At 66.7% G+C, this 18,389-nt stretch carries 16 protein-coding genes; 5 read left to right on the top strand and 11 right to left on the bottom strand.

Annotation, left to right across the window (positions count from 1 at the left end):
- Nucleotides 1-124 precede the first annotated feature (124 nt).
- Nucleotides 125-1,315 carry an MFS transporter gene (locus ACVILH_RS05115; RefSeq protein ID WP_456711922.1) on the top strand — a complete coding sequence of 397 codons (1,191 nt, stop codon included), beginning with the start codon at nt 125-127 and terminating at the stop codon, nt 1,313-1,315.
- Here ACVILH_RS05115 and ACVILH_RS05110 read toward each other — a convergent pair whose 3' ends face one another.
- Both ACVILH_RS05110 and map read right to left on the bottom strand, forming a co-directional pair.
- Complete coding sequence (locus ACVILH_RS05110; protein WP_456716872.1) at nt 1,316-2,119, bottom strand: intradiol ring-cleavage dioxygenase; 804 nt, start codon at nt 2,117-2,119, stop codon at nt 1,316-1,318.
- Nucleotides 2,120-2,205: 86 nt separating this feature from the next.
- Nucleotides 2,206-3,030, bottom strand: coding sequence for a type I methionyl aminopeptidase (gene map / locus ACVILH_RS05105; protein WP_456711921.1), 825 nt, complete (start codon nt 3,028-3,030; stop codon nt 2,206-2,208).
- Between the two features lie 420 nt (nt 3,031-3,450).
- On the opposite strand from map, the gene ACVILH_RS05100 reads away from it, so the two are divergent.
- On the top strand, nt 3,451-4,170 hold the full coding sequence (locus ACVILH_RS05100) for a LuxR C-terminal-related transcriptional regulator (protein WP_456711920.1): 720 nt from the start codon (nt 3,451-3,453) through the stop codon (nt 4,168-4,170).
- 71 nt (nt 4,171-4,241) lie between these two features.
- Here ACVILH_RS05100 and ACVILH_RS05095 read toward each other — a convergent pair whose 3' ends face one another.
- The 4 genes from ACVILH_RS05095 to ACVILH_RS05080 form a co-directional block, all read right to left on the bottom strand.
- Nucleotides 4,242-6,062: a S8 family serine peptidase gene (locus ACVILH_RS05095; protein ID WP_456711919.1), complete on the bottom strand. Its 1,821-nt coding sequence runs from the start codon at nt 6,060-6,062 to the stop codon at nt 4,242-4,244.
- A 58-nt stretch (nt 6,063-6,120) separates the two neighbouring features.
- Complete coding sequence (locus ACVILH_RS05090; protein WP_456711918.1) at nt 6,121-6,378, bottom strand: hypothetical protein; 258 nt, start codon at nt 6,376-6,378, stop codon at nt 6,121-6,123.
- 100 nt (nt 6,379-6,478) lie between these two features.
- The gene (locus ACVILH_RS05085; RefSeq protein ID WP_456711917.1) at nt 6,479-8,071 is read right to left on the bottom strand and encodes a hypothetical protein; all 1,593 of its coding nucleotides are present in this window, start codon (nt 8,069-8,071) and stop codon (nt 6,479-6,481) included.
- A gap of 280 nt (nt 8,072-8,351) precedes the next feature.
- Nucleotides 8,352-9,677 carry a mechanosensitive ion channel family protein gene (locus tag ACVILH_RS05080; RefSeq protein WP_456711916.1) on the bottom strand — a complete coding sequence of 442 codons (1,326 nt, stop codon included), beginning with the start codon at nt 9,675-9,677 and terminating at the stop codon, nt 8,352-8,354.
- A 209-nt stretch (nt 9,678-9,886) separates the two neighbouring features.
- Here ACVILH_RS05080 and ACVILH_RS05075 point away from each other — a divergent pair, with 209 nt between their 5' ends.
- Nucleotides 9,887-11,680, top strand: a complete 1,794-nt coding sequence (locus ACVILH_RS05075; protein ID WP_456711915.1) for a potassium/proton antiporter — start codon at nt 9,887-9,889, stop codon at nt 11,678-11,680.
- 16 nt (nt 11,681-11,696) lie between these two features.
- Here ACVILH_RS05075 and ACVILH_RS05070 read toward each other — a convergent pair whose 3' ends face one another.
- From ACVILH_RS05070 to mepA, 4 genes are all read right to left on the bottom strand, one after another.
- A complete protein-coding gene (locus ACVILH_RS05070; RefSeq protein WP_456711914.1) occupies nt 11,697-12,023 on the bottom strand; it encodes a type II toxin-antitoxin system RelE/ParE family toxin in 327 nt (108 codons plus the stop codon).
- Nucleotides 12,010-12,228, bottom strand: coding sequence for a hypothetical protein (locus ACVILH_RS05065; protein ID WP_456711913.1), 219 nt, complete (start codon nt 12,226-12,228; stop codon nt 12,010-12,012). The genes ACVILH_RS05070 and ACVILH_RS05065 overlap by 14 nt, the downstream gene beginning before the upstream one ends.
- A 63-nt stretch (nt 12,229-12,291) precedes the next feature.
- Entirely contained in the window at nt 12,292-12,807 is a 516-nt protein-coding gene (locus ACVILH_RS05060; protein ID WP_456711912.1) for a hypothetical protein, read from the bottom strand.
- A 181-nt stretch (nt 12,808-12,988) separates the two neighbouring features.
- On the bottom strand, nt 12,989-13,930 hold the full coding sequence (gene mepA, locus ACVILH_RS05055; protein WP_456711911.1) for a penicillin-insensitive murein endopeptidase: 942 nt from the start codon (nt 13,928-13,930) through the stop codon (nt 12,989-12,991).
- Between the two features lie 410 nt (nt 13,931-14,340).
- Here mepA and ACVILH_RS05050 point away from each other — a divergent pair, with 410 nt between their 5' ends.
- Nucleotides 14,341-16,566 carry a putative bifunctional diguanylate cyclase/phosphodiesterase gene (locus tag ACVILH_RS05050; protein WP_456711910.1) on the top strand — a complete coding sequence of 742 codons (2,226 nt, stop codon included), beginning with the start codon at nt 14,341-14,343 and terminating at the stop codon, nt 16,564-16,566.
- A 220-nt stretch (nt 16,567-16,786) separates the two neighbouring features.
- Here the strand turns inward: ACVILH_RS05050 and ftrA are convergent, their stop codons facing one another.
- The gene (ftrA, locus tag ACVILH_RS05045) at nt 16,787-17,773 is read right to left on the bottom strand and encodes a transcriptional regulator FtrA (RefSeq protein ID WP_456711909.1); all 987 of its coding nucleotides are present in this window, start codon (nt 17,771-17,773) and stop codon (nt 16,787-16,789) included.
- 99 nt (nt 17,774-17,872) lie between these two features.
- Here ftrA and ACVILH_RS05040 point away from each other — a divergent pair, with 99 nt between their 5' ends.
- Nucleotides 17,873-18,271, top strand: a complete 399-nt coding sequence (locus ACVILH_RS05040; RefSeq protein ID WP_456711908.1) for a rhodanese-like domain-containing protein — start codon at nt 17,873-17,875, stop codon at nt 18,269-18,271.
- The last annotated feature ends 118 nt before the right edge of the window (nt 18,272-18,389 follow it).

Genomic DNA, 18,389 nt, shown 5'->3' with positions numbered 1-18,389 from the left:
AGACGTGAATTGGTGTGGCGGACCTTCAGCACCTATGTCAGGCATTGTTGCTGCGACGCAATATCGCAACTCAAAGCTCATATCTGCGACCCAGGGATTTCCGTCCCGCCCCGGGAGAGTTCCATTGACCACCGTCACGTCCGAGAGCGCCGACAGCCTCTCGAGCTGGATCACGCTGCTATTGGCCTTCTCCTGCGGGCTGATCGTTGCCAACATCTACTATGCGCAGCCGCTGATCGGGCCGATCAGCGCCGATCTCGGCCTGCCGCCGCAGCTTGCGGGGCTGCTCGTGACCATGAGCCAGATCGGCTATGGCGCGGGGCTTTTGCTGATCGTCCCGCTCGGCGACCTCATCGAGAACCGCAAGCTCGTCATCGCCACCATGGTCGTGGGCGCGGCGGCGCTGGGCTGCGCGGCGTTGGCGACGAGCCCCGCGACCTTCCTGCTCTCGGCGCTGCTGATCGGCGTCGGCTCGGTCGCGGTGCAGATCCTGATCCCTTATGCCGGGCACATGGCGCCGGAAGCGATCCGCGGCCGCACCGTCGGCAACGTCTCGACCGGGCTGATGCTCGGCATCATGCTGGCGCGCCCGGTGGCGAGCTTCGTCGCCGCGCATGCGTCGTGGCACGTGATCTATGCGGGATCGGCGCTCGCCATGGTCATCCTGGCCGTGGTGCTGCGTGTCGCGCTGCCGCCGCGCGAGCCCGCGGCGCGGCTGAGCTACGGCCAGCTCCTCGGCTCGATGGTCGAGCTCTATCGCGACACGCCGGCGCTGCGCCGCCGCGCGCTGTATCAGGCCGCGTTGTTCAGCTGCTTCAGCGTGTTCTGGACCACCTCGCCGCTGCTGCTGGCCGGGCCTGATTTCCGCATGTCGCAGTCCGGCATCGCTCTGTTTGCGCTGGTCGGAGTCGGCGGCGCGATCATGGCGCCGATCGCCGGCCGCATCGCCGATCGTGGCTGGACCCGGCCGGCCTCCGTCGCCGCGATGCTGCTCTGCCTGATCGGCTTTGCCCTGACGCTGGTGTTTCCGCTGGGGAGCACCGCATCGCTCACGACGCTTGTCATCGCCGCCGTCGCGATCGATTGCGGCGTGCAGCTCAGCCTCATTCTCGGCTATCGCGTGCTGTTCGTGCTCGGGGCCGGGCAGCGCAGCCGGCTCAACGGCCTCTACATGACGACGTTCTTCGTCGCCGGTGCGGCCGGCTCGGGCATCGGCGCTTACGCCTATGCGCATGGCGGCTGGATGCTCGCGGCCGCCTTCGGCATCGCGCTGCCGGTCGCGGCGCTCGCTTATTTCATGACGGAGCCGCGCTGATCAGAACGGGCTGCGTTTCAGTCCGGGCACCAGTGCGGCCAGCCGGTCCTTGATCCACGGCGCCGGCGGCAGCTTCCCGGTGGGCATCTCGACGGCGGCGGCCGGCTTGCGGCTCACGGCGAGCGTCAAGGTCGCGAGGTAGCGATCGCGCTCCTCCTTGATCGCGCAATAGGCCCGGTGATCAGGATCGGCGTCGGTGGCGACGCGGTCATTGGCGTTGATGACGAGGCGCTGCTTCGGCCGGCCCGTGTAGTCCGGCACGTTGGTGTAGATGAACTCGTTCAGCGCCTCGGGAAAGAAGGTCTGTCCCGTCAGCACCGTCGCCTCGTCGACGAACACCCGGAAATGGATGTGCGTCGCGCGGCCCGCATACCAGCCGGGATAGATGGTGGTGAAGCCGGCCCATCCCGCAGCGTCAGCCATCTGGGTGCCGCGCAAAAACGTCTTGCCGCTCTGGTCGAGCTTGTGATTGTCGCCCTGGCCCGCATAGCCCGAATAGATGCCGCGGGCATCACAGTGCCAGACATCGACGCGCGCGCCTGATACCGGCGTGCAGGCGCCGGCCTCGATCACGCGCAGCCGCAACGCGAGCGGCACGCCGGGCCGGCCCTCGGCGATATCGGCGCGCACCAGCTTGGGATCGAGATAATACGGCCCGGATTCGGATTGCGGCGTCAGGATGCAGGCGTCGTCGGCGGGCGTCGAGGCGGCTTGGGTTTCCGCGGCCGCAGATGCGCGCGACGTCAGCAGCGCCGCGCTCGCTGAAAGAAGGCCGATGACGCCGCGGCGGGTTGCGATGGTCAGAGACGCCTCCTGCAATCACATGCATGAAGACGGCAGTCGAGCAGCCGGGAATGGCAACAATCAGACGCGGGATGGCGTGCGGCCGCTCACACCTGCGTCAGCGGCTTCTCGCCATGGCGCTCCGACAAGGTGAAGATCTCGACGCCGTCATTGGTCACGCCGACTGAATGCTCGAACTGCGCCGACAGCGAGCGGTCGCGGGTGACCGCGGTCCAGCCGTCGGACAGGATCTTCACATGCGGCTTGCCGAGATTGATCATCGGCTCGATGGTGAAGAACATGCCGGGCTTGAGCAGCACGCCCTCGCCGGGACGGCCGACATGGATGATGTTCGGCTCGTCGTGGAACAGCCGGCCGAGGCCGTGGCCGCAGAAATCGCGCACCACGCTCATGCCCTGCGGCTCGACAAAGCTCTGGATGGCGTGGCCGATGTCGCCGGTGGTGGCGCCGGGCTTCACCGCGGCGATGCCGCGCATCATCGACTCATAGGTGACCTCGATCAACCGCTCGGCTTTGCGCGAGATCGGGCCGATCGCATACATGCGGCTGGAATCGCCGTACCAGCCGTCGACGATGAAGGTGACGTCGACATTGATGATGTCGCCTTCCTTCAGCGGACGGTCGTTCGGCATGCCGTGGCAGACGACGTGGTTGATCGACGTGCAGGTCGAGTAGCGATAGCCGCGATACATCAAGGTCGCCGGATAGGCGCCGTGGCTGAAGGCGAAGTCGCGCACGACATCGTCGATCCGCGAGGTCGGCACGCCCGGCTTGACGATGTCGGTGAGCGCATCGAGGCACTTCGACACCAGCGCGCCGGCCGTGCGCATGCCGGCAAAGCCGCTCGGACCATGCAGCTTGATCTGGCCGTTCTTGCGCGCAGCGGTGTCGGTGGCTTCGATATAGCTCATGGGCCTGTTTCGTTTCCGAACATGTCGAGGGGTGATCGCCTAATTTAATGATCGTGCGGCCCCGTGCAAGCCGGGTTTGCGCGGCCGGGGCCGATCAGGCGGTAGGTGCTTGTTCCCGCATGAATCTTCGAACGTTTTGCATCGTGTCGCGACACACCTTCAGGGTGCATTTGCAAGTCCATTGTTGGTGCGTGAGGAGACTGCGCAGATGTCCATTCCTGGCAGCATCATACCAGTTTTTCGCCGGCAGCTGCGACGAACCGCGCAGCCGCTCCGACCACGTTCCTGTCACGATTGTGGGGCAAAATTCGCCCAAAGGTTGTTCAATTCCCAGCATCATTTCACCTGCAATCCACCCAGTCTCTGTCGGGCACACGTCCGGCCGGACCGCTGCAGCCATTTTGCGATTGGGAGTTTCCAATGTCGCGACGTGCCCTCGACCTCGACATCCTGCCGGTTCCCGCGCTTCCGGCAGACGTGCCCGACGCGGTCATGGGCAAGATCCGCATCGTGATCGTCAGCGAAACGCGGGTGTTTCGCGAGGCGCTCGGCGCAAGGCTGGGACAGAACGATCGGCTCGAGGTGATCGATACGGTCGATCACCGCGGCGCTCTCGGTCTCGTCGCGCTGGCTCGTCCGCATCTGGTTCTGCTCGATGTCGGCGAATGGCACGGTCTGGAGCGCGCGACGGCGCTGCTGCGTGAGCAGCCGGATCTGGAGATCCTCGCCATCGGCGTCCCCGAGATCGCAGCGCCGGCCTTGTCGGCGATCGGCCGCGGCATCGCGGGCTGCGTGCCGCGCGACGGATCGATCGACGACGTCATCGCCGAGGTCGACCGGCTGACCGCCGGCGGCCGCAGCGAGCAGATCTCGCTCGTGGCCGAGCCGGAGGTGCAGCCGGATCCGGCTCCACCGCTACCTGCGACGAAGTTGCGGTTGGGCGAGCTGACGCCGCGCGAGTGCGAGATCCTGCAGATGATCGAGGTGGGATTGTCGAACAAGGAGATCGCACGAGATCTTCGGATCGAGGTCGGCACCGTCAAGAATCACGTGCACAACATCCTCGAGAAGCTCAATGTGCGCCGGCGCAACCAGGCCGCCCATCGGCTGCGCGCACATCACCAGCGTCAAGGCGGCTAGCTCAATCAGTCTCGCGGGCTCGATCCGCCGGCATTGCGCCGGCGGATCTTTCGCTTCGGCTGCGACTGTCCTCAGATCAGTCCGGCGTTGCGCATCTGCAGGAAGCCCTGCAGCAGCGCCGGGTTGATCATCTGCGGCTGCAGGAAAGCATTCGCGAACGGCGAGCCCTGGAACGGCACGCCGAAGCTGATCGTGCCGAGCGACGGCGCCGCCGACGCGGTGGCGATGTTGCCGGCCTGAGGCGCTGCGCTGAGGCCTGCGACGCGCTGCAGGTCCGGCACGCCGACGCCTTCGCGGGTGGGATCGCCGAGATAGCGCACGCCGGTGCTGGCGAGCAGCTGATAGAGCTGCGACACGCGCTGCTCGTTGCGGGCCTTGGCCGTGTCGCGGAACAGCGGGTGATGGGCGAGCAGCAGCGCGGCCATGCCGGTGATGTGCGGCGTCGCCATCGAGGTGCCGTCCCACGCCGCGTAGCCGCCGCCGGGCACGGTCGACAGAATGGCGACGCCTGGACCGGCCACCGCGATCTGCGGCCCGAAGCAGGTGAAGCGCGGCGAGAACATCGCGCCGGCCACCAGGTTCGGCACCACAGTGCGGGCGTGATAGCTGTCGTCGGGAAACTCGCCGAGCTTGCCGATCGCGGACACGGTGAGAACCGACGGCTGATTGCCGGGGAACTGCACCGGGCCGCTGGCATTGCCGGCCGCCACGATGCAGGCGACGCCGTTCTGCCGCGCCTCGATCAGCTTGTGCGCGACGAGCTCGGACTGCTCGCCGCTGCCGAGGCTCATATTGACGACATCGATGCCGCGCGCGATCGCCTGGTCGAGCGCGTCGATCAGGTCGCTGAAGCGGCCGCCGGGGAACACCTTCAACGCGTGCACCTCGGCCATCGGCGCAAAGCCGCGCACCGCCTTCATCTGGCCTGAAATCGCCGCGGTGATGATGCCGGCACAATGCGTGCCGTGGGACATCGTGTCCCTGGTCCAGCTCGCGCCGTCCTTGTTGTTGGTGAAATCCATGCCGCGGGTGACATGGGTGAGCTGCGGATGGCTGCTGTCGCAGCCGGAATCGATGATCCCGACCTTGACGCCCTGGCCGGTCAGCGACGGATCGAGCTGATCGAGCTTCATCAGCTGCTGGCCCCAGCCGACATAGGGCGCGCCCGGAAAGCCCTGGAAGGTCGCGGCGAACGGCTGCAGCTGCAGCGTATTGATGCCGTCGGACAGCGCCGGGCGCTCGAACATGCGATCCCAGTGGTTGGCGCTCGGCTTGACGTAGATCGCCTGGATCGTCTCCAGCGGTCCGCCGAACACGGTCACCGTGACCTCGCCCTTGTCGTCGGTCACACCCTGGCCGGGGAAGCCCAGCCCGTAGACATAGACGGTGGCCTTCGGCAGCGGCTGTCCGTTGGCACCGACGACGCGCAGCCGCACGTCGATGCCGATGCCGGGCTGCATTGTCATCGCATTGTTGAAGGCCATCGACAGATCGTCGGCATGACGCAGCAGTGCATCGTGCTCGACAATGACGTTCGGCGGCGCGCTGGCCCGCAGCGCCGCGCCGCGCGCCGGATCCATCTCGGCGACCACGATCTCCGGCATCCCGCCGCCGCCGCCTCCGGCCGACAAGGCGCCGAAGCCGCTCGGCTTCACCTGCCTGATGATTTGGACATCCGGCATGTTGTTGAGAGTCGTCGCGATCGCGTCGACCGCCATCGGCTGCACGCCGGGCAGTGGACGTGCCGCGACCAGGAAGCGTGATCGTCTCGTCTTCACCGTGGGCTCCACCGTCGGCGAAGCCGCATCGGTCTTGTTGGGGGCGGCATTGGCGCGGCCATTCGGGCCCTTGCCTTGGCCCGGTGAGTTGTCGCTCGAATTGTTGTCGGCCATAGCGTCTCTCTCCTGGGATCTCTGCTGCTTGTCGGATCGGCGCATGGCATTGATTCCGTCAGAACGGACTGAGCTTGGCGTTCCGCTCGATGATCAATGCTGAGCCGAAGCGCGATTTGAGCTGTTCGGCGTCTTTCAATCTCAGATTCACGACGAGGTGTGGCTGGTCCGGGCGTCCGCCCTTCGAAACGATGGACGCTCCGGCAATGCCTTTCAGCGCGTCCTCGAACGCGGTGAGCTGGGGAGTGTCGGACGTACTACGTCCCGCAACGATGAACTGATCGCTTGAGCCGTCCGTGGTGAAGCTGTCGGTCATGATGGTCGTCCTCACTGTCTCGGGTTTCCCCCGGGCGACTATCGAGCCGCCCGGGGGAAACTTGCAACGTCTGCGTCCAGCCTCACACCGGCGTGCCGGCTCAGTGATAGGTCACGCCCTGGTAGGGATAGACAGAGGCGATCGGCACAGTGCCAAAACCGGTCTGGCCCCAGCCGCCCTGCGCCAGCTGCGGGCTGGCATCGAACGGCAGGATCCCGCCGAGGATGCCGCCGGCAGTGCTGCCGATGGTCTGGCCGAGATTGCGGTTGCCGAGCGCCTTGCCGATGAAGCCGCCGCCGAGACCGCCGAGCGTGCTGCCGAGGAAGCCGCCGAGAAGGCCTTGCGGCGCAAGCTCGGGCGCGGCGTCGAACGGCAGGATGCCGACCGGCTGTTGCGGCACCCCTGCAAAGGGCGATCCGCCATACAGGGTGTTGGTGAACGGCAGGCGCGATTGGCCGAGGACGTTGCTGAGCACGCCCTGCGGCACGAATTGCGGTGCGGCGTCGAACGGCAGGAAGCGCTGGGCGAGCTGCCCGGCCACCCCACCGATGGTGTTGCCGAGGCCGCGATTGCCGAAGGCACCGCCGATGGCGCCGCCGAGCGGAGCGCCGACCTGGCCGAGCAGGTTGCCGAAGAAGCCCTGCGGAGCGAGCTCCGGTGCGGCCTCGAAGGGCAGGAAGCGCTGGGCGAGCTGGCCCGCGACGCCGCCGATGGCATTGCCAAGGCCGCGATTGCCGAAGGCACCGCCGATGGCGCCGCCGAGCGGAGCGCCGACCTGGCCGAGCAGGTTGCCGAAGAAGCCCTGCGGAGCGAGCTCCGGCGCAGCCTCGAACGGCAGGAAGCGCTGGGCGAGCTGGCCGATGCCGCCGCCGAGCGCCTGGCCGAGACCTGCGTTGCCGAAGGCGCCGCCGATCGCATTACCGACGGGTGCGCCGATCTGACCGAGCAGATTGCCGACGAAGCCCTGTGGCACGAATTGCGGCGCGGCGTCGAACGGCAGGAAGCGCTGGGCGATCTGGCCGATGCCGCCGCCGAGCGCCTGGCCGAGACCTGCGTTGCCGAAGGCGCCGCCGATCGCATTGCCGACGGGGGCGCCGATCTGACCGAGCAGGTTGCCGACAAAGCCCTGCGGCACGAATTGCGGCGCGGCGTCGAACGGCAGGAAGCGCTGGGCGATCTGGCCGATGCCGCCGCCGAGCGCCTGGCCGAGACCGGCATTGCCGAAAGCGCCGCCGATCGCATTACCGACGGGTGCGCCGATCTGACCGAGCAGATTGCCGACGAAGCCTTGCGGCACGAATTGCGGCGCGACGTCGAACGGCAGGAAGCGCTGGGCGAGCTGGCCGATGCCACCGCCGAGCGCCTGGCCGAGACCGGCATTGCCGAAAGCGCCGCCGATCGCATTGCCGACGGGTGCGCCGATCTGACCGAGCAGGTTGCCGACGAAGCCCTGTGGCACGAATTGCGGCGCGGCGTCGAACGGCAGGAAGCGCTGGGCGATCTGGCCGATGCCGCCGCCGAGCGCCTGGCCGAGACCGGCGTTGCCGAAGGCGCCGCCGATCGCATTGCCGACGGGGGCGCCGATCTGGCCGAGCAGATTGCCGACGAAGCCTTGTGGCGCCAACTGCTGCGCAGCAAGCAGACCGTAAGGCACGCCCGCCTGAAGTGCGCCATTCACCTGTTGTCCGTCCATTGTCTTCCTCCTGGGGTCGCCGATCGTTTCGATTTGCTTGCGATCGCGAACCGTCACGCGACAACGACGGGGATCGCTGAGCACGCCGACGATAGAAAGGGCAGGACAGGTGGTGAATGGATCATTCGGTACACGTGGAGGCACAGGCCTTCGCGTCGATACCGTGCACATGGAGCGGAGGCGCTGTGCACCTTCACTCCGGCGTGAACTATGAACTACTTCATATTCGCGGCCGCATGCGTCGATCCGACGCATGGACCTCTCATCAATGGAGCTGTGATCAGGTCGGGACCTCGACCGTGGTCTCCACCGGCAGCGCGCCGCCGCGCACCCGCAGCTCGCGCACCGGATAGGGCACGCGGATGCCCTCGCGCTTGAACGCGTCCCACAGGGCCAGCATCACCTCGCTCTTGACGCTGTCCATGTAGCTGGGATCGGCGATCCATGTGGTCAGCGAGAACTTCATGCCGGCCTCGGTGAACTCGGTCAGCAGGCAGGTCGGCGCTTTTGATTTCAGCGTGCGCGGCATCTCGGCCGCGATGTCGGTGGCAAGCTTGACGACGACGCGCGGATCGGCGTCATAATTGGTGCCGAAGTTCACCTTCACCAGCGTGTTCTTGTCGGTGTAGGTCCAGTTGGTGACCTTCTGGGTGACGAGGTCCTCGTTCGGGATCAGGAACTCGCGGCCGTCGCCGGCGGCGACCGAGATGTAGCGCGTGTTCATCGCGCTGATGCGGCCCGAGCTGTCGCCGATGGTGACGAGGTCGCCCGGCTTCACCGATTTGTCGGCGAGCAGGATGATGCCGGCGACGAAATTGGCGACGATGCGCTGCAAGCCCAGACCGATACCGACACCGGCGGCGCCGGAGAAGATCGCGAGCGCCGACAGGTTGATGCCGACGGCGCTGATCGCGATCGCCACGCCGAGGATCATCAGGCCCATGCGGACCATCTTGATCAGCAGCACCTGGATCGACGGCGTCAGGTCGGTGGAGCGGGTGATCCGGCTCTCGACGAAATTGCTGGCGATGTTGGTCAGCCAGAGCACCGCCAGCAGCAGCACGCCGAGCTTGATCACCAAAAGCGGCGTCAGCCTGAGGCCGCCGAGCACGACCGAGACGGAGTCGAGCGCGTCGACGACATTGTCGAGCTGGCCGATGATGCTGAGCGCCGCGACCAGCCAGGCCGAGATCGACACGATCTGCACGATGAAGGTGCTGCGGATCACCGAGGTGATCAGGCGGATGACGAGCCAGGCCAGCGCCAGCTTGAGCGCCACCGCGAGCAGGTAGGAGCGGCTCGGCCAGGTCCACAGCACCATGCCGGTGCGTGCGATCCGCATCAGGATCACGAACACGACCGTTGTGACGCTCTCCAGCAGCACCCGCAGCAGCTGCCGCAGCGGGCCGGGCCAGCCCATCGCCAGCGAGGTCACGTCGATGCGGGCGCGCACCGCAGCGCTCGCCGCAAAGGCGATGCCGGCGCCGCTCAGCACCAGGCCGAGCTGAAGGTAGAACCACGGCGAGGTGACCTCGGCTCCGATCGAGCGGGCCACGGTCTGGAGGAATTCCAGAATGTCTTTCAAATCGAACAGGTCGAGGTCCATCAGCGGGGTCTCGGAGAGGAATGGCGGCGCGGGTCGGCCCGATCGGCGGGATTTAGTTCGTTTTCGTTACAAGCGATTGCCGCGAAATATACCCCGAACGAGGGCTGGGATGGAAAAATGGGCATATCGCCGCGATATGAGCAAATCCGGTTGGCGTGCAAGTGTGGCGACGATAAGGATGTAAAACTCGGATCCATCAACGTTTTTTCATGACATCCCTCGACGCCGTCAGCATTGCCATCCTCCTCGGCGCGATCCTGGTCATGGCCGGGATCCTGTCCAGCCTGCTGGCGCTGCGCTTCGGTGCGCCGCTGCTGCTGGTGTTCCTGGTGATCGGCATGCTGGCGGGCGATTCCGGCCCTGGTCATATCGAATTTCAGGACGTCCGCACCACCTATCTGGTCGGCTCGGTGGCGCTCGCGCTGATCCTGTTCGACGGCGGCCTGCGCACGCGCTTCCAGAGCATTCGCACCGTGCTGGCGCCGTCGATGGTGCTTGCGACCGCAGGCGTGCTTTTGACCGCGTTCATCACCGCGCCGGTCGCGAAATATGCGCTCGACCTCGGCTGGACCGAGGCGATGCTGGTCGGCGCCGTCATCGCCTCGACCGATGCGGCGGCGGTGTTCCTGCTGGTGCATGCGCAGGGCCTGCGCCTGCGCCCGCGCGTCGGCGCGACCTTGGAGGCGGAATCCGGCAGCAACGATCCGTTCGCCGTGTTCCTGACCCTGATGCTGGTCGAGCTGATCTCGGTCGGCCATGGCAGCGTCGGGCATTTCGTGTTCGAGCTGGTCCGCGAGGCCGTGCTCGGCACGCTGTTCGGCATCGTCGGTGGCCGGCTGGTCGTGATCGGCCTCAACAAGGTTGCGCTGCCGCAGGGCCTGCATGCGCCGTTCGTGACCACGGCGGCGCTGGTCATCTTCGGCGCGGCGCAGATCGCGCATGGCTCCGGGTTCCTGGCGGTCTATCTCGCCGGCCTCATCGTCGGCAACCGGCCGACGCGGGCGCATAACTCCGTCGTCACTTTCCTCGATGCCGCGACCTGGCTCGCGCAGATCGTGATGTTCGTGCTGCTCGGCCTCCTGGTGTCGCCGCAACGGCTGCTCGACAGCCTCCTGCCTGCGATCGCGGTCGCATTGGTGCTGATGCTGGTGGCGCGCCCCGTCGCGGTGTTTCTCTGTCTGCGTCCATTCCGCTTCAACTGGCGGGAGAAGGCGTTCATTGCCTGGACCGGCCTGCGCGGCGCGGTCGCGATCTTCCTCGCCTCGATCCCGATGCTGGTCGGTCTCTCCAACGCCTATCTCTATTTCGACGTCGCCTTCGTCGTCGTCATCATCTCGCTGCTCGCGCAGGGCTGGACGCTCGGCGTCGCCGCGCGCAAGCTTCACGTCGCGCTGCCGCGCACCGATCGCGGCCCGCGCCGCATCGAGCTCGATCTGCCCGGCCAGCTCGAGCAGCAGCTGGTCGGCTATGCGATCCGACCCAAGAGCCTGTATTTTCGCCGCGGCCTGATCCCGTCCTGGTCGAAGCCGACCCTGGTGATCCGCAACGAGCAGATCCTGTCCCCGGCCGAGGCCGAGCCGGTCGCGCCGGGGGACTATCTCTATCTGCTGGCGCCGCCGGAAAAGGCCGAGTCGCTCGACCGCTTCTTCGTCGACATGCCGCCGTCCTCGGCGCCCGATCCGCATCTGCTCGGCGACTTCATGGTCTCGGCCGAGCATACGCTCGACGAGGTTGCCGGCATCTACGGCGTCAAGCTCGGCGAGGGCGAGGACAAGCTGACGCTCGCCGATTACTTCGACATTCATCTCGACAATGCGCCGAAAGAAGGCGCCACCGTCGCGCTCGACACCATCGTGCTGGTGGCCCGCTCGATCTCCGGCGGCCGCGTCAACGTCGTCGGCCTGCGCCTGCCCGAGGACGAGGAGCCGCAGCCGGTGCTGACCCGCAAGCAGCAGGTCAGGCGCAAGCTCGCCGATGTCTGGTCGTCGGTGGCGGGGGTGTGAGGGCCGGCTCCTTGTGCTAATTCGCCGGGGGATCTTGGTTTGCGAAGATCGCGACTATGTCTTGCCGTCCATCGATGACACGGACGATCTGCGGTCCATCCGTCGTGACTCGGTCGAAGACGACGTGAGCGCCGACCGATATCGAACGTAGACCTAGCTGCAACTCGTCGCGAGAGCGCCCCGCATGCGGAAATTCGATCAGGACGGTCGCGGTGCGCTGAACATCGCGAAGGATGCGGTCGGCGGTCGGTGACCCGGCAGCATCGGCTAGATAGTCCCAGAGACGATCCAGATCGCTGGCGGCCTCTGGCGACCAGAGCGCGCGACGCTCACCCGCGGACATGTCCTGCGTTTTTCCGCTTGATCAACTCTTCGATATCCAGTGGCTGACCCTTGCCGGGGTCGAGAGACTTAATGCCCTGGTCGAGCATGTCGCGAAGTGCCTGAAGTTTATCGACATGCGCAAGCAGTTCCCGGCTGATCTGCTCCTGATCCGCCGCGGGTAGCCGCTCAAGCGCCGAAATTGCGTGCTCCAATGCCTTGATCATGGGGACATGATACCGCATCTCCGATAGGCGCGCATCCCGTAATTCGCGAGCTGCTCTGCAAGCTCACTCCGCCGGCAGGATCGCGACCGAGATCGTCGTGTCCGGTGCGCCGCTGATCTGCAGCACGAAGGGCTGCGCGGACAGCTCATATTTCACGGTCTTGCGGATGCCGTCGCAATCGGTGGCGCCGCTGAAGGCGATCGGCTTGAGGATCCTGCCGTCCTGCACGAGGTCGATCCAGCCCGCTGCCGACAGGCTGACGGTGTAGACGCCCGCCTTGGGCGCTGCCGTCATCTGCGCAAAGCCGGCGAAGCTGCCGTCCTTCGGCGCGCGTTCCGGCGCGATCGGCAGCCTGGCGTCGGCGTGCGGACGCAGCGTGAGCGACAGGCCGGAGGCAGGCAGCGCTGCGATCTCGGCGCCGGAATCGAGCGTCTTGCGGTCGGTGGAGGTCAGCGCCGCGCGCTCGCGCGCGATGTCCCATTTGAACTTGTCGCAGCCGCTCGGCTCGGCGGCCTCCGAGGTTGCGCCTGCGGCGAGGCTCAGGAGGAGGGTGGCAGCGGCGCGACGGATCGGGGGCATGACGGACTCGCAAGGTTGAGCCACGCAGCGCGAAGCGCTGCGCGCGGCATCACATGATTGTCTGGAGGTGGGACCGTCATCCCGTTCGGATGCTGCGCTTACGGCGCGAGCATCCGCATCCTAGCGCATTCCTGCGTCGCGGCGAATCGCGATCGCGTCAGCGCTCGCATCTCAATTCTCGTCAATTCTTGGCGTCCGGCGCGTGCAGCACGGCGCGGCAGCTCGGCGGCAGCTGCGCCATCGTGATCGGCTGCGGCGGCTTGGGCGGCTCCTTCGGCGGCGGCGGATGCAGCACCGCGTCCGAGAACCAGTAGTCGAGGTCGTCGCAGCCGTCGCCGCCCTCCTGGTCGGTCTGGCCATGGCAGTCGGGGTTGCCGGGCGGGCACACCATGCGGATGTGGAAATGATAGTCGTGGCCCCACCACGGCCGCACCTTCGTCAGCCAGCCGCGGTCGCCCTTGGCGCCGCGGCACAGCGCCTTCTTGATCGCGGCGTTGACGAAGATGCGCTGCACCGAAGGCTCCTTCGCGGCAGCGCGGATCACGGCGAGATGCCCCGCAGTGAACACGCGCGGATCGACGTCGAGGCGATCGGGGCGCACCATCATGACAGCCGACATCTCCTCGCGCTCGTTGCGCGATAGCCGGTGCTCGGGCATGGGCGTCAGCCAGATGTCGGCGTCGAGCCCGATCTGGTGGCTGGCATGGCCGCTGAGTGCGGGGCCGCCGCGCGGCTGGCCGATGTCGCCGACCAGGATGCCCGGCCAGCCGGCGTCCTTGCGGGCGTGGTCCGCCAGCCGCTTCAGCAGCGCGATCATGTTGGGGTGGCCGAAATTGCGGTTGCGGGACAGCCGCATCACCTGCCAGTCCTCGCCATTGATCGGCATCCGCTCGGCGCCCGCGATGCAGCCGCGGTTGTAGGTGCCGATCACCTTGGTCGGCTGCGCCGAGGGCAGGATCCTGCGGGCGAAAAGCTCCTTGGCCGGCGTGCTCGGATCATCCGGGTTGGCCAGCGGCGGCAGGGCCTTGGGCTCGATGCTGCCCTTGTCCTGGCCGAGAACGGGCGTGGCCACGGCCAGTGCGGCCATGGTCAACGCGGCGGACAGAATCAGGCGGGCGTGCATGCAGCGAGTGTAGCGGCTGTCCGCCGGCAGAAAAGGCAGGGGCTGGTCACATCCCGTCCAGCATTTGTGATGTGGGAAACCCAGGCTGTTAACGCTTGCGTAACCCTGCTCTGGATTTGGGGAACCCGGTGTAACATAGCTCAATTGCCTGAGTTCGTTCGGTAGATGGACGATGTCTGAGCGGCGAATGCACGGAATGCGTGTCATTTGAGCCGCGCGGCAACCGGGTTCACTTACTCCTAGTTGTGCCGTGCCGTCCGGCGGCCCCAAGGCACATGGCCTTCTCGCGTGATACGCGAGTGTGTCTCGTATTTCACGTAACCTTTAGCTGTCATCCCGCTGCATCAAGATACCATTTTTTCAGACACTTGGCCGAAAACTGGCTCCGAGAAGGAGAGTGAGGCACCGCGATGCGGCCCGTTCGGCCAAATAAAGCAAAGAAGCTCAATCGCGCGCCCCGCGCCCGTGATTCGATCCATCCGGTGCGGCCCACCCCGAAGCTGGGGCGTCACAACCAGCGCGCGACCGACACCGCCGTCGAGATGGCGAGCACCCGCGCCGAGGCGGAAGCCGCGATCGGCGAGGCCAAGAAGGCGCATGACCGGCTGGTGGAGGCGATCGACCTGCTGCCCGAGGGCATCGTCTTTCTCGATTCCGACGGCCGCTATATTCTCTGGAACAAGAAATACGCCGAGATCTACAAGCGCAGCGCCGACCTGTTCGCGTCCGGCGCGCGACTGCAGGACACGATCCGCATCGGCGTGGCGCGCGGCGAGTATCCGGAAGCGGCGGGCCGCGAGGAGGAATGGATCGCCGAGCGGCTGGAGAGACTGTTTCACCCGAGCGGACGCCACGAGCAGAAGCTCTCGGATGGCCGCACCATCCTGATCGAGGAGCGTCTGACGGGCGACGGCGGCATCGTCGGCCTGCGCGTCGACATAACCGAATTGAAGCAGCGCGAGGAATCGTTTCGGCTGCTGTTCGACGGCAACCCGGTGCCGATGATCGTCTGTGCCCGGGATGACGGCCGTGTGCTCGGCGTCAACGCGGCCGCGGTCGAGCATTACGGTTATAGCCGCAAGTCCTTCGAGCAACTGAGCATCCGCAACCTGCAGGCCTATGAGAGCGAGACGCCCTGGGGCGAAGAGCAGTCGAGCGAGGAGACGGCGGCGCGCACCTGGAAGCATGTCCGCGCCGACGGCACCCTGATCGACCTCGCGATCTATCTGCGCCATCTCGTCCACAACGATCAGCCGGCCGTGCTGCTGGCGCTGATGGACATCACCGAACGCAAGCGCGCCGAGGCGCGGCTCGCTTTCCTCGCGCAGCATGATGCGCTGACCGGCCTGCCGAGCCGCAATTTGCTGCGCCAGCAGATCGACGACAAGCTGATCCAGAGGCGGCGCGGCTCGGAGAAGATCGCCGTGCTGGTGCTCGGCCTCGATCATTTCAAGTCGATCAACGACACGCTGGGCCACGCCGTGGGTGACCGGCTGTTGCGTGGCGTCGGCAAGCGGCTGCGCTCGATCCTGCGCCAGGAGGACATCGTGGCGCGACTGAACTCCGACGAGTTCGCGGTCGTGCAGGGCGGCCTGGCGCGCCCCGAGGATGCCGCCCAGCTCTGCCGCCGGCTGCTGCAGGCGATCGCCGATCCCTATCTGATCGACGGCAGCTCGGTGACCATCGGCGCGACGATCGGCATCGCGATGGCGCCGAACGACGGCGACGATGCCGAGAAGCTCCTGAAGAACGCCGACATGGCGCTGTCGCGCGCCAAGACCGAGACGCGCGGCTCGTTCAGCTATTTCGAGTCGGGCATGGATGCGCGGGCGCAGAGCCGGCGCAAGATCGAGACCGAATTGCGCGACGCGATCCAGCGCGACCTGCTGCAGCCGCATTACCAGCCGCTGATCGATCTCGTGACCGGGCGCATCACCGGCTTCGAGGCGCTGGTGCGCTGGCCGCATCCGGAGCGCGGCATGATCCCGCCGTCCGAGTTCATCCCGATCGCCGAGGAGACCGGGCTGATCTCGGGGCTCGGCCGCTCGATGCTGCGCCAGGCCTGCAGCGACGCCGCGAAATGGCCCGACGCGGTGCGCGTCGCCGTCAACATGTCGCCGCTGCAATTCCGCGTCGGCAACGTGCTGTCGCTGGTGATGGATGCGCTCAAGCAATCCGGCCTGCCGGCGAGCCGGCTCGAGCTCGAAATTACCGAGACCCTGGTGCTGGAGGAGAGCGGCCAGGTGCTCGCGACCCTGCATGCGCTGCGCGCGCTCGGCGTGCGCATCTCGATGGATGATTTCGGCACCGGCTATTCCAGCCTGAGCTATCTGCGCAGCTTCCCGTTCGACAAGATCAAGGTCGACCAGTCCTTCATCCGCGACCTCGCCGCCAACCGCGAGGCGCAGGCGATCGTCCGCTCGATCGTCAGCCTCGGCAAGGGTCTCGGCGTGACCATCACCGCCGAGGGCGTCGAGACCGAAGCCGAGCTGCGCTGCCTGCGTGCCGAAGGTTGCCACGAGGCGCAGGGCTATCTGTTCAGCCGTCCCCGGCCGAACGCCGAGATCGTCGGCCTGCTCCAGGCGCAGCGCGATGCCGCGGATGGCTCGTCGTCGGGCAAGGCGATGGTGGCCTGAGCGAAGCCCGTCGCGTTCTTCCGGTAGGCTCACCGCTGCCGGGGACGTCCACCTCTCCCGAAGGGAGAGGTCGGATTGCATCGTCAGATGCAATCCGGGTGAGGGGATCAGGTGCGACTGACCGTGCGGATAAACCCACTCACCCGGCGCTTCGCGCCGACCTCTCCCCGTTGGGGAGAGGTCGAGATCGAAGCCGTCAGCTCACTTCGACCGATGCGCCTCAACCTTGTGCTCTGAACCGCGCCCGATAGGCGGCAGGCGATGTGCCGATGCTGCGGCGGAAAGCGACGCGGAAGGTTTCGAGCGACTGGTAGCCGCATTGCGCCGAGATGTCGGCGAGCGGCAGTGTGCCGCTCTCCAGGAGCTCGCGCGCCCGCGCCATGCGCTCCTGCTGCAGCCACGCTGCGGGGCCCGATCCGGTGGCCTCGTTGAACCGCCTGAGGAAGGTGCGCTCGCTCATCCGCGCGCGCTTCGCCATCGCGCTGATCGCGATCGGCCGTGACAGTCGCCCCCTTGCCCAGTCCATGACCTCGCCGATCGTGCGTCCCGGGCGCGCCTGGATGGGCGCGATGACATATTGCGCCTGGCCGCCGTCGCGATGCGGCGGCATCACCAGGCGCCGCGCGACCGCATTCGCAACCTTGGCTCCGAAATCGCGACGCACGAGATGCAGGCAGGCGTCGATGCCGGCGGCGCTGCCGGCCGAGGTGATGACATTGCCCTCGTCGACATAGAGGGTGTCGTCCTCGATCCGGATGTCCGGATAGAGCCGCTTCAGATCGGGCATGTGCCGCCAATGCGTGGTGGCGCGCTTGCCGTCGAGCAGGCCGGCTGCTGCGAGGACGAAGACGCCCGAGCAGATCGAGAGGCAGCGCGCACCGCGCGCGGACGCCTGCGCGATCGCGCGCAGCAGCCGCTCCGGCGGGCGCTCGTTGCGGTCTCGCCAGCCCGGCACGATGATCGTGCGGGCGTCCTTCAGGCGTGCCAGCGGGGCATCGGCTTCGACGACGACACCGCCGATCGCCCGCGATCGCCGGCTCTCCGCCGACACGACCTTGAACTGATACCAGGGGAATTCGAACTCCGGCCGCGGCAGTCCGAACACTTCGACGGCGATGCCGAACTCGAACGTGCACAGCCCGTCATAGGTGATGACGGCGACGAGGCCGGGATCTGGATCAAGGTGTCTGGCGGCGGCGCGTGACATTGGCGGAAACTTACCGGACTTTGTCAGATCCGTCACTTGGGATGCCGGTCGTCATGCGCGAGATTGGCCCAGCTCACGCAACGTCGCAGGAGAGAGACCATGACGACTTACGTCACCGAAGTGCCGGCCGCTCCATCAGCGCAGGCGCTCGCGCATTTCGAGGCGATGCTGGCCTACGAGACCGATTGCTGGGACGTGCATGAAAGCCTGCGCAGCGCCGATCCGGACTTCATCCTGGTCGACGTTCGCGGCCCGGCCTCGTTCGCGAAGGGACACATCGCCGGCGCCGTTCACATCCCGCACCGGAGCATGACCGCCGAGCGGATGGCTGCGTATCCGGCGGGGACGGTCTTCGTGGTCTACTGCGCCGGCCCGCATTGCAACGGCGCCAACCGCGCCGCCATCCGCCTCGCGGGGCTCGGCCTGCCCGTGAAGATGATGATCGGCGGCATCACCGGCTGGCTCGACGAGGGCTTTGCGTTGACGCCCGGCGATTGATTTTTGGGAGCCCGGCTCTCGCGCCAACATTCGGTGTCGTCCCGGCGAACGCCGGGACCCATACCGCGGAAGCTGTCGAGGGACGGGGCTGGCAGTTGCCTGCCTCACGCCAGCCGGT

The sequence above is a fragment of the Bradyrhizobium sp. USDA 4353 genome (genome assembly GCF_054063215.1).
This window is presented reverse-complemented; position numbering and strand designations above follow the sequence as displayed.

Excerpts from the sequence above, each read along its gene's own strand:
- ACVILH_RS05090 (WP_456711918.1), bottom strand. The coding sequence starts at position 6,378 with ATGACCGACAGCTTCACCACGGACGGCTCAAGCGATCAGTTCATCGTT.
- ACVILH_RS05040 (WP_456711908.1), top strand. The coding sequence starts at position 17,873 with ATGACGACTTACGTCACCGAAGTGCCGGCCGCTCCATCAGCGCAGGCG.
- ACVILH_RS05080 (WP_456711916.1), bottom strand. The coding sequence starts at position 9,677 with ATGGACCTCGACCTGTTCGATTTGAAAGACATTCTGGAATTCCTCCAG.
- ACVILH_RS05070 (WP_456711914.1), bottom strand. The coding sequence starts at position 12,023 with ATGTCCGCGGGTGAGCGTCGCGCGCTCTGGTCGCCAGAGGCCGCCAGC.
- map (WP_456711921.1), bottom strand. The coding sequence starts at position 3,030 with ATGAGCTATATCGAAGCCACCGACACCGCTGCGCGCAAGAACGGCCAG.
- ACVILH_RS05050 (WP_456711910.1), top strand. The coding sequence starts at position 14,341 with ATGCGGCCCGTTCGGCCAAATAAAGCAAAGAAGCTCAATCGCGCGCCC.
- mepA (WP_456711911.1), bottom strand. The coding sequence starts at position 13,930 with ATGCACGCCCGCCTGATTCTGTCCGCCGCGTTGACCATGGCCGCACTG.
- ACVILH_RS05060 (WP_456711912.1), bottom strand. The coding sequence starts at position 12,807 with ATGCCCCCGATCCGTCGCGCCGCTGCCACCCTCCTCCTGAGCCTCGCC.
- ACVILH_RS05100 (WP_456711920.1), top strand. The coding sequence starts at position 3,451 with ATGTCGCGACGTGCCCTCGACCTCGACATCCTGCCGGTTCCCGCGCTT.
- ACVILH_RS05075 (WP_456711915.1), top strand. The coding sequence starts at position 9,887 with ATGACATCCCTCGACGCCGTCAGCATTGCCATCCTCCTCGGCGCGATC.
- ftrA (WP_456711909.1), bottom strand. The coding sequence starts at position 17,773 with ATGTCACGCGCCGCCGCCAGACACCTTGATCCAGATCCCGGCCTCGTC.
- ACVILH_RS05065 (WP_456711913.1), bottom strand. The coding sequence starts at position 12,228 with ATGATCAAGGCATTGGAGCACGCAATTTCGGCGCTTGAGCGGCTACCC.
- ACVILH_RS05085 (WP_456711917.1), bottom strand. The coding sequence starts at position 8,071 with ATGGACGGACAACAGGTGAATGGCGCACTTCAGGCGGGCGTGCCTTAC.
- ACVILH_RS05095 (WP_456711919.1), bottom strand. The coding sequence starts at position 6,062 with ATGGCCGACAACAATTCGAGCGACAACTCACCGGGCCAAGGCAAGGGC.